Here is a 13,684-nt window from a genome sequence, read left to right as displayed (position 1 = left end):
GGAAACCTCACCCCGCTGATCTGGGTCTGTGGGGGCCCACCGGACGGGCGCCGGGACGATGCCGCGGGCCTGTGCCACAGTGGAACCATGACCACGGGAGCAACCACCGGCGCGACCCCGGGCCCGACCCCTGCGGCGACCCCGGCTGTGACCCCGGCGGCGCACCATCACGAGGTGCTCCTGGACCTCGGCGGGCCGATCGACCTACCGCGCACGCTCGCGGTGCTCCAGCGCGGCGCCGGCGACCCGAGCATCAGGCTGGATCCGGGTGCCGCGTCGATGACCGGAGGCCCGCGCGGCACTCCCGGCGCGGGCGCATGGATGTGCCAACGGATCTATGACCCGACCGGGGCGCAGCTCGGGGCGGCGACCTGGCGCTTCGATCAGCGCACCGCCTCGACGGTGCGGGTGCGCGTGACCGCGGCCGGTCCCGGACTCGAGGCCGAGGCGGTGGCCGATCTCGCCGCCCGGCGGGGCGGGCAGATCCTCGGCGTCGAGGATGACTGGCAGGAGGTGGAGCTGCTGCTGGACGCCCTTGGAGACCAGCTCTCGGCCGCGCTGGTGCGGGTGCGACGTCGGCATCCCGGTGTGCGCCTGCCGGCCACCGGCGGGCTCTTCGACCAACTCGTGACAGCCACCTTCGAACAGAAGGTCACCCACGATCAGGCGCGCAGCGGATGGCGCGAGCTGCTGCGTCGGCATGGTGAGCTCGCCCCAAGCTCGGCGCATCTGCCGGCTCCACCGTGGATGCGGCTTCCGCTGACCGGTGCACAGCTGCGCCGGGTGCCCTCCTGGGAATGGCACCGGCTCTGGGTCCAGCCCGCGCTGTCCAAGACCATCCAGCGGGTGGCGGAGCGCGCCAGCACCATCCATCAGCTCAGTGCGCGCACCGCCGCGCAGACCGACGCAGTCGCGGAGCTGGCTCAGCGGCTGCGCTCGATCCCCGGGATCGGAGAGTGGACGGTGGCGGAGGCGCTGCAGCGCTCCCACGGGTCGGCGGATCTTCCCTCGGTCGGGGACTATCACCTGAGCAACTTCGTGGGGGCCGCGATGACCGGGGCGCGCACCGACGATCCCGGCATGCTGCGCCTGCTCGCGCCCTATTCCCCGCACCGGCAGCGGATCATCCGACTGCTGAAGCTCTCCGGCTTCCGGGACCAGAAGTATGGTCCCAAGCTGACCCCGGCGGATCACCGGGGCCGCTGAGCGAGGTCAGGCCTGCGGAGTGGTGTCCTGCGCGGCCTGGTCCTCGGCGATCTGCTTATGCACCTCAGCCATGTCAAGGTCCTTCACCGCAGTGATGACCTCGTTGAGCTGCTCGGCGTTCAGCGCGCCGGGCTGGGAGAAGACCAGGACCTTCTCCCGGAAGGCCATCAGGGTCGGGATCGAGGTGATGTTCGCGGCGGCGGCGAGCTCCCGCTCGGCCTCGGTGTCCACCTTGGCGAAGGTGACGTCGGGGTGCTGCTCGGAGACCGCGGAGTACACCGGGGCGAACTGCTTGCACGGGCCGCACCAGTCGGCCCAGAAGTCGACGAGCAGGATGTCGCTGTCCTCCAGGGTCTGCTGGAAGTCTGTCGTGGTCAGGTCAGTGGTAGCCATGCCTCGCCACCCTACGCGAGCACGCGCGGATTGTCGGCCCCCGCCCTGCGCCCCCGGGAGCACTTAAGCGTCCAGCGGAACCCACGTCCGGGGAACACCGTTGAAGACTGCAACCGGGCATTCAGGACATGATGTTCAGGTGATACAGATCATCCTCACCGGGATCTGGCTGGGACTTCTCTACAACGCCGCCCCTGGTCCGATCTTCACGGAGTCGCTGCGCCGCGGGGTGCGCGGCGGGTTCCGGTCCGCACTCGGAGTCCAGCTCGGATCCCTGGTAGGCGACGCCGTGTGGGCGGTTCTGGGGCTCGCCGGGGCGGCGGCCCTTCTCACCCAGCCTCATCTGCACATCCCGATCACCCTGGCAGGCTGCCTGGTGCTGGTGATCCTGGGGGCGCAGGGGATCTACGCCGCGTCCGGGCGCGCCGTCGCCCCCGCGACGGGCAGCAGCGCACCCGGTACGCACATGCTTCGAGGTCCACTGGCAGCCGGGGCGCTGCTGTCGGTGGGCAACGTCTGGAACGTCGTCTACTGGGGCGGAGCCGGTGGCGCGGTGGCCGGAGCACTCGGGGAGGATGCCGCGCTGAGCTCGCTGCTGGTCTTCTTCATCGCCTTCATGATCACGTCCCTGCTCTGCTGCTTCCTCTGCGCCGGCTTCATCGCCGGGGTCAAGCGCACGCTGAGCTCCACCTGGATCCGCGTGGTCGAGGGCGGGTCCGGTCTGGCCCTGCTGGTGATGGCCGTGCTGCTCGCGCTGCAGGCTCTGACCTGAGCCGCTGGGACGGACTTGGCACACGAAGAAGGGCCCTGAACCGAAGTTCAGAGCCCTTCTCTGATGTCCTGAGACATCCCATGGTGGCAGATGAGGGATTCGAACCCCCGTAGGCGATGCCAGCTGATTTACAGTCAGCCCCCTTTGGCCGCTCGGGTAATCTGCCGTGCAACCATGCGGACGCTCCCTGAGGAGTTTCCGGCGCCCCGTAAGAGGCACCCCATTACTTTAGCGACAACAGGGGAAATTTTCGAATCCGCGGCTCATACCAGGAGTAGGGTTGAACTCATCATTGCTGCGTGTTCGACGATCCCCGTTCAGATCGTCGACGTCGACGCATGCCCGATCCCTAGCACCCATCTCAAGGAGCACCGTGGCCGATATCGAGGCTGAGACACTGGCTCGACACCTCAGTGAACGCAGTCCCAATGGAATCGCCGAGCAGGTGCGCGAGCTGATCAGCGCCGGCACCCTCAGCGGCGGGATGCGCCTGCCCACCGTCCGCGACCTGGCCACCGAGATCGGTGTCAGCGTAGGGACGATCGCGCAGGCCTGGAGCCTGCTGCGAGAGTCCAACCTGGTCGAGACCCGCCGCCGCGGCGGGACTCGGATCGTGGAGCCCGGCGACGTCGGCGGGCCGAACTTCCGCAACTGGTCCGGAGTCGATCTGCTGCACTCCAGCCCGGATCAGCGACTCCTGCCCTCCTTGGAGGAGGGGCTGGTGCGCAGCCTCAAACAACCTCAGCTGCACAGCTGGAGCCGGGAGCACATCCTGCCGGAGCTCCAGCGCGCCATGGAGAAGAAACTGGGACACCCGGCCGAGCCCGCTCGCGGGCGCAGCTTCGCCGCCGTCTCCTCCGCCACCGAGGGGCTGTGGCTCGCGACGCGATCCGTGGCTGGCAGCGGCGCCCTGATCGCCGTGGAGGAGCCCGCCTCCCCCGGTTATCTCTCCGTCCCGAAGAGCCTGGGACTGGGTACCATCGGGGTCCCGGTGGATGAGCACGGCCCGGTCCCCGAGGCGCTGCAGCGGGCGCTCGACGCCGGCGCCGTGGCGTTCCTGCACAGCCCCGGCGGCGCCTTCTCGCCACGCCACGTGTTGAGCTCCGAGCGCGCTCAGGAGCTCGCGCAGGTGCTGGAGTCCTCCCCTGAGACCGTGATCATCGAAGAGGACCCACTGGGCCCGCTCGCCGAGGAGACACCGTTCGCGCCCTCCCTGGACGCCCTGCTGCCCGAGCGCACGCTGCGCGTCATCGGGTTCGAACGCGCCTATGGCATGGACCTGCGCACCGCCGTGGTGGCCGGGCCCAAGCACCTGATCACCGCGGCGATCGCGGAGCGCTCCGGAGGCGTGAGCTCGAACAGCCGGATCCTGCAGAACACCCTGGCCTTCCTGCTGCGCGACCCGGCTGCCGCTCGACGGGTCAACAGCGCCAGGACACGCTATGCCAATCGCCGTCGACTCGCGCTGGAGGCATTCACCTCAGCGGGGCTCTCGGCACAGGCAGGTCCCGGCAGCTGGGCCATCTGGGTCAAGGTCCCCGATGAGCGCGCCGCTGCGCTGACCCTCAGCGCCCAGGGCGTCATCACCGATGTGGGGACCAGCTCCTTCATCACCGAACAGCCCACCGGCCTGCTGCGCCTCTCGATCGCTCAGCTCCCCGAGGACATGGAGCTGCTCGACGGACTGGCGCAGCTGGTGCGCCACGCCACCGAGGACGGACTGAACTCCACCTTCGTCTGAGCAACCCCTGCGCAGCAGCGTCGCTCGAGCGGGCGAGGTGCTGCGTCGTCGTCGGACCGGTTCCTCCGCTCGGAGCGGCCACAATGATCGCCGTGGCCACAATGATTAGACTCAGCCGCATATATCCATGCCGATCAGGAGGTACTCATGGCCAAGGACTCGACGTTCGACGTCGTCTCGAAGGTGGACAAGCAGGAGGTCGCCAATGCGCTGAACCAGGCGCAGAAGGAGATCGCGCAGCGCTATGACTTCAAGGGCACCGGCGCGGAGATCGACTATTCCGGCGAGAAGCTCCTGATCAAGGCCAACTCTGAGGAGCGCGCCAAGGCCGTGGAGGACGTCTTCGGCTCCAAGCTGGTCAAGCGCGGGATCTCGCTGAAGTCCTTCGACTCCGGGGAGCCCTATGCCTCAGGCAAGGAGTTCCGGATCGAGGGGACCATCAAGGAGGGCATCGATCAGCCCACCGCGAAGAAGATCACCAAGCTCATCCGCGATGAGGGCCCGAAGTCCGTGAAGGCCACGATCCAGGGTGACGAGCTCCGCGTGACCTCGAAGTCCCGGGACGATCTCCAGGAGGTCATCACGATGCTGAAGAACTTCGAGGACGCCGACCTGCAGTTCGTCAACATGCGCTGACCCTCCCCCGACACCCCAAGAAACCCGGCTGGTTGAGTTCTCCGGTGGATACGTATCCACCGGAGAACTCAACCAGCCGGGTTTTTCGGTGCCGGACCGGCTCTAGCCTCGCCAGTCAGCCTCGCCGTGCCCGGCTCGTGCTCGGCGGCTCTGGCGGCACAGCAGCAGCGCCAGGATCGGTCCGAGGATCGGCGCGCTCAGAGTCAGAAGCAACAGCACACCCTTGGCGGTGATATCCAGGGTCGCGGTGCGCATGACCACCACGATGGCCCAGATCGCGAGCGCCAGCGCGAGCAGCGGAACGATCAGGAAGAAGCCGAGCCCGAGCACGTCCACGGGGTTGGGCACCATCGGGTTGGTGTCACCGGCACTGAGCAGCGTGGTCAAGGTCATGGGGTCCTCCATGTCGATGTCATGGCGCTGACCTGCGCGATCAACGTCCAGCGCCCCACGCTAGCGCGACTCCACACACGAACAAACCCCGTTGGTTGAGTTCTCCGGTGGATACGTATCTGCCGGAGAACTCAACCAGCGGGGTTTGGTGGGGGGGGAGGCTCAGAACAGGATGCTCAGGCCGATCAGCGTGAGCGGGACGAGGACGAAGACGCCGAGCACCCAGGTGAACGCCCAGAGCTTCTTCTCCGCGGCCAGGTCGGCCAGCCAGGTGGCGCCGCGCGGCGGGAGGTCCCGCAGCCACGGGGTGCAGAAGATGATCAAGGTGGCCATCACGTTGAACAGCAGGTGGGCCAGGGCCGCAGTGAGCGCGATCTGCCCCGCGGGGCCGTCGAAGGCGAAGGCCGCGATCAGCGCGGTCACCGTGGTGCCGATGTTCGCCCCCAGGGTGAAGGGGTAGAGCTGCTTGAGCGAGAACGCGCCGGAACCGGCCAGCGGCACGATCAGCGCGGTGGAGGTCGAGGAGGACTGCACCATCACGGTGACCGCCGCCCCGGAGCCGATGCCCGCGATCGGACCGCGACCGATGGCGGCGTGGAGCACCTGACGGGCCTTGCCGACCAGCAGCACCTTGAGCAGCTTGCCGATGAAGTTGATCACCAGCAGGATCAGCACGATCGCGACGACGATCATCGCCACCCCGTGCCAGCTGCCCGGGATGAAGCTCAGCGAATCCTCGATCAGGTTCGCCAGCGGCTTGGTGCCGGCCTTGATGGTGGAGCCCACGCCTTCAAGCACATAGGCGACCGGGCCGCCGTCGGTGCCCACCGCGAGTCCGGCGAAGAAGGTGGAGAGCCGCTCGAGCAGGCTGAACATCATCTCCAGCGGCAGGAAGATCACCACTGCGATCAGGTTGAAGAAGTCGTGCACGGTGGCGGCGGCGAAGCCGCGGCGGAAGGACTCCTGCTCGCGCACCATGCCCAGGCTGACCAGGGTGTTGGTCAAGGTGGTGCCGATGTTGGCGCCGAGGATGATCGGGATCGCAATCCCCAGCGGCAGCCCGCCGGCGACCAGGCCCACCGTGACCGAGGTGGTGGTGGAGGAGGACTGGGTCAGCGCGGTGGCCGAGATGCCGATCATCAGACCGATCACCGGGTTGCTCGCGAAGGCGAAGAGGCTCTCGGCCTGATCCCCGGTGGCGATGCCGAAACCGGTGCCGATCACGTTGACCGCGGTGATCAGCACGTAGATCGCCAGGGCCACGGAGACCCAGTTGGCGGCGTCGAGGGGGCGCCCGGTGAGTCCGAACCGTTCGAAAGGACTGAAGGTCCGCGTGGCGGGTGCTTCGTCTACGGTGCCGGCGACCCGCTGCTGGGCCTGAATCGACGGTGCGGACATGCAATCTCCTCTTGGAACACGAGCGTGGTGAGCCCTGTTTGAGTCTTGGCGCTGGCACTTGAGCGAACCGATCCTCACAGCGTCTGCGAGGCGCATCACAGGGGCGGATACCACTGCCGGATGAAGGGCCGTGGAACACTGTGCACCGCGTGCTCGACGAGCGTCACACGGGAAGGTGAACTGCAGGTGAACGATCCACCGAAACCGCTCGAGAGTAGGATGTCATTGGTCACATGGCGACCATCAAGACCCTGATCCCCCTCTAGGAGAGTCCATGCACCAGCACCACGGACGGCTGCGCACAGCGGGTCTGCTCGCGTTCCTCTTCGCGATGCTCCTGCTCGTCGGCGCCGTGATCGCCTATGCCACCCAGACCCCGGGACTGATCTTCGTCTTCGGGCTGATCGGCCTGGTCTCCGTGGCCTACTCCTACTGGAACTCGGACAAGATCGCGCTCAAGGCGATGAAGGCCTATCCGGTAACCCGGGAGCAGGCGCCCCAGCTCTACCAGATGGTCGAGGAGCTGGCCCAGCGCGCCCAGCAGCCGGCCCCGCGGATCTTCATCGCCCCCTCCCCCACGCCGAACGCCTTCGCCACCGGTCGTAATCCGGAGAACGGGGTGGTCTGCTTCACCGAGGGCATCCTGAACCTGCTCAACGAGCGTGAGCTGCGCGGAGTCACCGGCCACGAGCTGATGCATGTCTATAACCGCGACATCCTGATCTCCTCGGTCGCCGCGGCCGTGGCCGGCTTCCTGACCACCATCAGCCAGTTCTTCCTGCTCTTCGGCGGCGGCCGGGGCAACAACCAGGGCGGCAACCCGCTGGCCCTGATCGGGGCGATCGTCGCGGTGTTCCTGATGCCGATCGCCGCCAGCCTGATCCAGATGGCGGTCAGCCGCACCCGGGAGTACGACGCCGACGCCGACGGCGCCGCGCTCACCGGAGATCCGCTGGCGCTGGCTTCCGCGCTGGACAAGTTGGAGCGCGGAATCTCGCGCTACCCGCTGAAGGAAGATCCCAAGCACGACGCGCACGCGCACATGATGATCGCCAACCCCTTCGGGGCCCGCGCGAAGAAGCTCTTCAGCACCCACCCACCGATGCCCGAGCGTATCGCCCGACTCGAAGCGATGGCCGGTCACAACCCGAGCTGAGCCGGACCCGGCTGAGCCGAGCTGGCTGAGCCGGACCCGGCTGATTCAGGCCGAGGGAACCAAGCCCGGCTAGATCCACCCCCGGACGCAGCGATGCCCCCGCGCCATCAGGCGTGGGGGCATCGCTGCGTCCGGGCTCTGGCTGGGGCGCTCGCGCCGGCTCAGCCCTCTCGGGAGATCCGGATCATGTCCTCGCGCTCGACGACCTTGACCCGCTCCCGGGCACCGCCGTCGGGCAGCGGGCCGTAGGCCTCGCCCAGGGAGACCTCGTGGGCATCGAGCTTCTGCCAGCCGTCCCAGGTGGTGTACTCCACGCTGCGGGACTTTAGCAGCTCGATCACCGCGTCCTCGGCGGGCTCCGGCGCCACCGGCAGGTGGTGCAGGTCCTCGAGCAGGCAGCCGATGGTCTCCAGGGCGTCGCCCTTGGTGTGCCCGATCAGCCCCACGGGGCCGCGTTTGATCCACCCGGTGGCGTAGATGCCAGGGACGTGGGCGCCGACGTCGTCCTTGACCCGGCCGGCCTCGTTGACCAGCACGCCTCGGCGCTGGTCGAAGGGCAGCCCGGGGATCTCCGAGCCGAGGTAGCCCACCGCGCGGTAGACCGCCTGGACCTCGAAGTCCTGGAACTCACCGGTGCCGCGCACGTTGCCGGTCCCATCGAGCTCCATGCGCTCGAACCGGATGCCTGCCACGGCGCCGGTGCCCTGTCCGGCCTCGTCGGTTCCTTCGAGGATCTCTACCGGCTGCAGCAGGAAGTGCAGGTGCAGGCGGCGGGAGGCCTCGGCCTCACGCTCCTCCTGCTCGACCAGCCAGTTGCCCAGGGTGTTGACCATCGTCTTGACCTGGTTATTGGTCCTGATCGCCTCATCGGAGCCGGCGTCGAAGTCGAAGTCCTCCTCGTTCAGGATGATGTCGACGTCGCGGCTGTGCGAGAGCTCGCGCAGCTCCAGCGGGGTGAACTTCACCTGCGCCGGGCCGCGCCGCCCGAAGACGTGGACATCGGTGACCGGGGAGGCCTTCAGCCCGGTGTAGACGTTCTCCGGGATCTCCGTGGTGAGCATGTCCTCGGCGTGCTTGGAGAGCACCCGGGCCACGTCCAGGGCGACGTTGCCGTTGCCGATGACCGCCACCTGCTCTGCGTCGAGCGGCCAGTCGCGGGGGTAGTCGGGGTGCCCGTCGTACCAGGAGACGAAGTCAGCGGCGCCGAAGCTGCCCTGCAGCTCGATCCCCGGGATGTCCAGCTCGGCGTCCTTGATCGCGCCGGTGGCGAAGATCACGGCGTCGTAGTGTCGGCGCAGGTCCTCCAAGGTGAGGTCCTTGCCGATCTCGACATTGCCGATCAGCCGGATGTCGCCGCGGTCCAGGACCTTGTGCAGCGCCTTGACGATCCCCTTGATCCGCGGATGGTCCGGGGCCACGCCGTAGCGGATCAGCCCGAACGGGGCCGGGTAGCGGTCATAGAGGTCGATGCTGAACTCAAAGTCGCTCTTCTTCTGCGCCTTGGCCAGGATGTCGGAGGCGTACACGCCTGCGGGGCCGGCGCCGACGACGGCGACTCGGATGGCCCGGTCTGCTGGCCGCTGCGAGGAATTCTGGGACACGGATAGGTTCCTATCGATCGATTAACTCAGCACAGTATGCCGTATTGGTCTCAACGTCGGCGGCGAATGACTCTGTTCCCGGTCTTCTAGACTGTGGCCATGGCTGATATGTTCCTCGACAAGTTCCGCGCCCTGGTGCCTGCCTATCTCGACGCCAAGTGGACCCCCGCCGAGGGCCTCACCGTCGATCAGCTGCGCCAGATGATCGCCGATTCCGAGCTGCCCGATGAGCTCAAGGCCCGCCCGCGGCTGCCCCAGGTGCTCGAGGAGTTCTACCTGGCGCTGGGCAGCTGCGAGGAGATCATGGAGGCCTACCACTTCTTCTTCGATCCCGATGAGCTCATCGTCGAGGACGGGCACCTGCTCTTCCTAGAGGATGAGCAGGAGCGCTGGGTCTGGGGCGTCGATGTGGACACTCTGGATGTTCCGGATCCGCTGATCGTGCGGCGCAGCAACAACTCCGGAATGTGGAACGACGAGGGCGCCACGGTCAGCGAGTTCATCTTCGACCTGCTGGAGTTCTCCTTCGAGGAGGAGGACTCGCCATGAGCGCCCCGGATCTGGCGCAGCTGTGGACCTCGCACTCCCCGGAGGGCTATTCCTGTCCGTTCTGCGGACTCGCCCGCGGGGATGTGGCAGACCCCGGGAACCGGTGCGAGCTCAGCGACCTGGTGCACCAGGATGCGGATGTCTTGGTCTTCATGGCCTGCGACGGCTTCGGCCCGCATGAGGGGCACGCGATGATCACCCCGGTCCAGCACCGCGAGGCGCTGTACGACCTCGACGACGAGCTGTTGGGAAAGATCGCGATCATGTCCCGCGAGGTCTCCAAGGCGATGAAGCTGGCGTGGAACCCGGAGGGCACCTCGGTGCGCCAGCACAACGAGCCCGCCGGGAACCAGCACGTGTGGCACTACCACCTGCATGTGTTCCCGCGCTACGCCGATGACATGCTCTACCGCCAGGTCCGCCATCCGGTCGACGTGGAGGTGCGCGCCGAGAAGGCCCGTGAGCTGCGGGCAGCACTGATCCAGGTCCTCGCCGAGCGCAGCTGAGCCACCTCGGAGAAGGTCACCTCTGTCGAGGGCACCCCCAGGCCCCTCCGGTCGGGCTCAGCCCTCGCGCTCGACCACCGCGTCGGCGAAGGCGAGCAGCGCGGACTTCACCGTGGACTCCGGCAGCTCGGCGATGGCGTCCTTGGCCCGCTCGGCCCAGCTGTGCGCCACCTGCCAGGACTGCTCGGTCACCGGATGGGCGACGACGGCGGCGACGGCCTGCGCCAGCGCCTCGTCCGAGCTGAGGTCGGCGTCGATCATGGCCAGCAGCCGCGCCGCCTCCTGCTGCTCCTGCACCGAGTCGGCATTCTGGGCCTGCTGGCGCAGCAGCAGCACCGGCAGCGTGGCCACCCCTTCGCGCAGGTCGGTCCCAGGAGTCTTCCCGGAGGATTCCGGATCCGCGGTGAGGTCGATGACGTCATCGGCGAGCTGGAACGCGACGCCGACCGCCTCGCCGTAGCTGGCGAGCATCGCGATGGTCTCGGCGGAGCAGCCGCCGAAGTGCGCACCCAGCCGTGAGGCCGCGGCGACCAGGGAACCGGTCTTGTCACCGATCACGCGCAGGTAGTGCGCGTAGGCGTCCTCGCCCTCCTGGGGGCCGACGGTCTCATGCAGCTGACCCATGACCAGACGCTCGAAGGTCTGGGCCTGGATCTCCGAGGCCTGCACGCCGAGCTCGGACATCAACCGGGAAGCCCGGGCCAGGATCAGGTCCCCGGTGAGGATCGCCACGGAGTTGCCCCACACCTGATGGGCCGCGGGCGCCCCGCGGCGCACCGGCGCGGAGTCCATCACGTCATCGTGGTACAGCGTGGCCAGATGGGTCATCTCCATGACCGCTGCCACCCGGCGGACCCGGTCATCGACCCCGTCGCCGAGCATCGAGGTCAGCACGGTGAGCAGCGGACGGACCCGTTTGCCGCCGGCCTGGGCCAGGTATCGCGCCGAGGCGTTGACCAGCTCATCGGCGCTGGCCAGGGAGCCCAGGAGGTCCTCCTCGACCTGGGTCAGGGCCTCGGCGACCTCGGTGGCCAGCGCCACGTCGTCGGCCAGCACGTCGAACCCTGCCGGCAGCTTCGCGGTCAGGGGGTCAGCAGCTGATTCAGTCATCGGTGTCTAGCCTATCCAGGGTCAGGATGCGAGGAGGTCGCCGGGCTTGGTGGCGTGATGAATCGCGACGATTCCCCCGCTGAGGTTGCGGTACTTCACCGCGGCGTAGCCGGCGGCAGAGATCTCGGCGGCCAGGTGGTCCTGATCCGGCCAGGCCCGGATGGACTCGGCGAGGTACACGTAGGCCTCCGGGTTCGAGGACACGGCCCGCGCCGTGGGAGGCAGCGCGCGCATCAGGTACTCGTTATACACGGTGTTGAAGACCTTGTTCGTGGGGTCCGAGAACTCCATCACGGCCAGGCGTCCACCGGGCCTGGTGACCCGCAGCATCTCGCGCAGCCCGGCCAGCGGATCCACGATGTTACGCAGACCGAAGGAGATCGTGACGGCGTCGAAGGTGTCATCGGCGAAGGGCAGGTTCATCGCGTCCCCGGCGATGAAGCTCATGTCCGGACGGCGTCGCTTGCCAACCTGAAGCATGCCCAGGGAGAAGTCGCAGGCCACGGCCTCGGCACCGGCGTCGTGGAAGGGTTCGGTGGAGCTCCCGGTGCCTGCGGCCAGGTCCAGGACCCGCTCACCTGGGCGGACCGCGAGCGCGGCGACCAGCTTCCGGCGCCAGCGCCGGGTCTGTCCCAGCGAGAGCACGTCGTTGGTGATGTCGTAGCGGTCGGCGACCTCATCGAACATCGAGGCGACGTCCTCGGGCTTCTTCGCGAGGCTTGCGCGGCTTCCGGTGCTGGGGCGATTCACCTTGGCATTCTCCCACATGCGCCGATCCCTCCCACCGCCATGTCCTAGACTTGTCCAGCCATGACAGCGCTCCCCGGTTCCCTCGACTCCACCACCCTGGTGGTGGATCTCCCCCTCGGAACCACCCTGGCGGACCTGTTGCCGGGGCTCGAGCCCAGCGGGGTGTGGCTGCTGCGCGGGGAGGGCCTGATCGGTCTGGGCACCACTGCGCACGTGCGCACCCGGGGAGCGGAGCGTTTCGCCGAGCTGGCGGAGTGGCATGCCCAGCATCTGACGCCGCTGGCCGAGACCTCGCCGCTGCCGGACGAGCTCCATGGAATCCCCGGGGCCGGGCCGGTGGCGCTGACATCGATCACCTACTCCTCCACCTCCGGCGCCGATTCCCACCTGATCCTTCCCGAGCTGATCCTGGGCGCGGCCGAGGGCACCGCCTGGGTCACCGCGGTGGTCCGCACCTCCGCTCTGGATGAGCCGATCGACACGGAGGACGACGCCGCGCGACTGTCTCAGGTGCAGCAGCTCCTGGCGAAGCATGCCCTGCAGCTGCGAGAGGGACGGCTGAGCCTGGCCGATCCGGGCAAGGCAGGCTCAGCCGGGGCCGGCGCGTCTGAAGTGGGCACCTCAGCGGCCACCTCGCTGATCCAGGGCGCACATTCCGAGCAGCACTATCTGCAGGCGGTGCGCGCCGGTGTCCAGGCGATCGGGCACCGCAGGCTCGAGAAGCTGGTGCTGGCCCGCGACGTCGTCGTCGCCGCCGACGCACCGCTGGCGACCGGTCCGGTGCTGGCCGCGCTGGCCGCCGACTACGCCGACTGCTGGACCTACCTCGCCGGAGACGTGCTGGGCGCCACCCCGGAGATGCTGGTCAAGATCCGGGGACGCCAGCTCTCGGCCCGGGTGCTGGCCGGCACCGTGGACGGCGGCACTGGTCTGCAGCAGGCGCGGGCCCTGCTGCTGGAGGATCCGAAACAGCGCGACGAGCACCGCCTGGCCGCCCAGTCGCTGCTGGACCAGCTGGCGCCGGTGGCGCAGCACCTGCACGCCCAGGATCCTCCGGCGGTGCTCCAGCTGCCCAACGTCTTTCACCTCTCCACCGACGTGACCGGCGAGCTGACCGCCCAGACCCCGGCGCTGCTGGTGGCCGAGCGCGCCCACCCCACGGCTGCGATCTGCGGCACCCCCACAGCCACCGCCGCCGAGCTGATCTCCACCCTGGAGGGTCTGGACCGCGGCGCGTTCTCCGGGCCCGTGGGCTGGCTCGACGCCCAGGGCAATGCGGACTTCGGCATCGCGCTGCGCGGCGGGGTCCTGGAGGAACAAGGCACCCAGATCCGGCTGTTCGCCGGCTGCGGGATCGTGGCCGGGTCAGATCCCGAGGAGGAGCTCGCCGAGACCTGGGCCAAGATGCGCCCGATGCTCGGCGCCCTCGGCGTCCGCCTGCCCTGAGGCTTCCCCTCGCCAGCGTTTTACCGG

The 13,684-nt window shown here is 68.3% G+C and carries 14 protein-coding genes and 1 tRNA gene; 8 read left to right on the top strand and 7 right to left on the bottom strand.

Annotated features, from left to right (window positions below):
• Window positions 1-87 precede the first annotated feature (87 nt).
• Window positions 88-1,206 carry a DNA-3-methyladenine glycosylase family protein gene (locus HNR24_RS12535; protein ID WP_182495929.1) on the top strand — a complete coding sequence of 373 codons (1,119 nt, stop codon included), beginning with the start codon at window positions 88-90 and terminating at the stop codon, window positions 1,204-1,206.
• A gap of 6 nt (window positions 1,207-1,212) precedes the next feature.
• Here the strand turns inward: HNR24_RS12535 and trxA are convergent, their stop codons facing one another.
• Window positions 1,213-1,599 (bottom strand): thioredoxin, encoded by a 387-nt coding sequence (trxA, locus tag HNR24_RS12530; protein ID WP_058887569.1) that lies wholly within the window; start codon window positions 1,597-1,599, stop codon window positions 1,213-1,215.
• A gap of 139 nt (window positions 1,600-1,738) precedes the next feature.
• On the opposite strand from trxA, the gene HNR24_RS12525 reads away from it, so the two are divergent.
• Window positions 1,739-2,371 (top strand): LysE family translocator, encoded by a 633-nt coding sequence (locus HNR24_RS12525; RefSeq protein ID WP_182495928.1) that lies wholly within the window; start codon window positions 1,739-1,741, stop codon window positions 2,369-2,371.
• 81 nt (window positions 2,372-2,452) lie between these two features.
• Here the strand turns inward: HNR24_RS12525 and HNR24_RS12520 are convergent.
• Window positions 2,453-2,537 (bottom strand) — tRNA-Tyr (locus HNR24_RS12520).
• Between the two features lie 207 nt (window positions 2,538-2,744).
• On the opposite strand from HNR24_RS12520, the gene HNR24_RS12515 reads away from it, so the two are divergent.
• On the top strand, window positions 2,745-4,112 hold the full coding sequence (locus HNR24_RS12515; RefSeq protein WP_182495927.1) for an aminotransferase class I/II-fold pyridoxal phosphate-dependent enzyme: 1,368 nt from the start codon (window positions 2,745-2,747) through the stop codon (window positions 4,110-4,112).
• Window positions 4,113-4,259: 147 nt separating this feature from the next.
• The gene (locus HNR24_RS12510) at window positions 4,260-4,748 is read left to right on the top strand and encodes a YajQ family cyclic di-GMP-binding protein (protein ID WP_058887572.1); all 489 of its coding nucleotides are present in this window, start codon (window positions 4,260-4,262) and stop codon (window positions 4,746-4,748) included.
• 102 nt (window positions 4,749-4,850) lie between these two features.
• On the opposite strand, the gene HNR24_RS12505 is transcribed toward HNR24_RS12510, so the two are convergent.
• Together HNR24_RS12505 and HNR24_RS12500 are read right to left on the bottom strand one after the other, a co-directional pair.
• Window positions 4,851-5,141, bottom strand: coding sequence for a hypothetical protein (locus HNR24_RS12505; RefSeq protein WP_182495926.1), 291 nt, complete (start codon window positions 5,139-5,141; stop codon window positions 4,851-4,853).
• A gap of 162 nt (window positions 5,142-5,303) precedes the next feature.
• Window positions 5,304-6,539, bottom strand: coding sequence for a Na/Pi symporter (locus HNR24_RS12500; RefSeq protein ID WP_182495925.1), 1,236 nt, complete (start codon window positions 6,537-6,539; stop codon window positions 5,304-5,306).
• A 274-nt stretch (window positions 6,540-6,813) separates the two neighbouring features.
• On the opposite strand from HNR24_RS12500, the gene HNR24_RS12495 reads away from it, so the two are divergent.
• Window positions 6,814-7,695, top strand: coding sequence for a M48 family metalloprotease (locus HNR24_RS12495; RefSeq protein ID WP_179440993.1), 882 nt, complete (start codon window positions 6,814-6,816; stop codon window positions 7,693-7,695).
• A gap of 161 nt (window positions 7,696-7,856) precedes the next feature.
• Here the strand turns inward: HNR24_RS12495 and HNR24_RS12490 are convergent, their stop codons facing one another.
• Complete coding sequence (locus tag HNR24_RS12490) at window positions 7,857-9,296, bottom strand: FAD-dependent oxidoreductase (protein WP_182495924.1); 1,440 nt, start codon at window positions 9,294-9,296, stop codon at window positions 7,857-7,859.
• A 99-nt stretch (window positions 9,297-9,395) separates the two neighbouring features.
• On the opposite strand from HNR24_RS12490, the gene HNR24_RS12485 reads away from it, so the two are divergent.
• Both HNR24_RS12485 and HNR24_RS12480 read left to right on the top strand, forming a co-directional pair.
• A complete protein-coding gene (locus HNR24_RS12485; RefSeq protein ID WP_058887577.1) occupies window positions 9,396-9,845 on the top strand; it encodes a hypothetical protein in 450 nt (149 codons plus the stop codon).
• Window positions 9,842-10,351 carry an HIT family protein gene (locus tag HNR24_RS12480; protein ID WP_182495923.1) on the top strand — a complete coding sequence of 170 codons (510 nt, stop codon included), beginning with the start codon at window positions 9,842-9,844 and terminating at the stop codon, window positions 10,349-10,351. Before HNR24_RS12485 ends, HNR24_RS12480 begins: the two co-directional genes overlap by 4 nt.
• A 57-nt stretch (window positions 10,352-10,408) precedes the next feature.
• On the opposite strand, the gene HNR24_RS12475 is transcribed toward HNR24_RS12480, so the two are convergent.
• Together HNR24_RS12475 and HNR24_RS12470 are read right to left on the bottom strand one after the other, a co-directional pair.
• Window positions 10,409-11,461, bottom strand: coding sequence for a polyprenyl synthetase family protein (locus HNR24_RS12475; protein ID WP_182495922.1), 1,053 nt, complete (start codon window positions 11,459-11,461; stop codon window positions 10,409-10,411).
• Window positions 11,462-11,482: 21 nt separating this feature from the next.
• Window positions 11,483-12,211: a demethylmenaquinone methyltransferase gene (locus HNR24_RS12470; RefSeq protein ID WP_269745502.1), complete on the bottom strand. Its 729-nt coding sequence runs from the start codon at window positions 12,209-12,211 to the stop codon at window positions 11,483-11,485.
• 60 nt (window positions 12,212-12,271) lie between these two features.
• Between HNR24_RS12470 and HNR24_RS12465 the strand changes: the two genes are divergently transcribed.
• Window positions 12,272-13,657, top strand: a complete 1,386-nt coding sequence (locus HNR24_RS12465) for an isochorismate synthase (protein WP_182495921.1) — start codon at window positions 12,272-12,274, stop codon at window positions 13,655-13,657.
• The last annotated feature ends 27 nt before the right edge of the window (window positions 13,658-13,684 follow it).

The sequence above is a fragment of the Nesterenkonia sandarakina genome (assembly GCF_014138825.1).
Lineage (GTDB): Bacteria > Actinomycetota > Actinomycetes > Actinomycetales > Micrococcaceae > Nesterenkonia > Nesterenkonia sandarakina.
The sequence above is the reverse complement of the archived record's forward strand: the minus strand, read 5'-3'. Positions and strand labels throughout refer to the sequence as shown.

Excerpts from the sequence above, each read along its gene's own strand:
- HNR24_RS12535 (WP_182495929.1), top strand. The coding sequence starts at position 88 with ATGACCACGGGAGCAACCACCGGCGCGACCCCGGGCCCGACCCCTGCG.
- trxA (WP_058887569.1), bottom strand. The coding sequence starts at position 1,599 with ATGGCTACCACTGACCTGACCACGACAGACTTCCAGCAGACCCTGGAG.
- HNR24_RS12510 (WP_058887572.1), top strand. The coding sequence starts at position 4,260 with ATGGCCAAGGACTCGACGTTCGACGTCGTCTCGAAGGTGGACAAGCAG.
- HNR24_RS12505 (WP_182495926.1), bottom strand. The coding sequence starts at position 5,141 with ATGACCTTGACCACGCTGCTCAGTGCCGGTGACACCAACCCGATGGTG.
- HNR24_RS12500 (WP_182495925.1), bottom strand. The coding sequence starts at position 6,539 with ATGTCCGCACCGTCGATTCAGGCCCAGCAGCGGGTCGCCGGCACCGTA.
- HNR24_RS12495 (WP_179440993.1), top strand. The coding sequence starts at position 6,814 with ATGCACCAGCACCACGGACGGCTGCGCACAGCGGGTCTGCTCGCGTTC.
- HNR24_RS12485 (WP_058887577.1), top strand. The coding sequence starts at position 9,396 with ATGGCTGATATGTTCCTCGACAAGTTCCGCGCCCTGGTGCCTGCCTAT.
- HNR24_RS12480 (WP_182495923.1), top strand. The coding sequence starts at position 9,842 with ATGAGCGCCCCGGATCTGGCGCAGCTGTGGACCTCGCACTCCCCGGAG.
- HNR24_RS12475 (WP_182495922.1), bottom strand. The coding sequence starts at position 11,461 with ATGACTGAATCAGCTGCTGACCCCCTGACCGCGAAGCTGCCGGCAGGG.
- HNR24_RS12465 (WP_182495921.1), top strand. The coding sequence starts at position 12,272 with ATGACAGCGCTCCCCGGTTCCCTCGACTCCACCACCCTGGTGGTGGAT.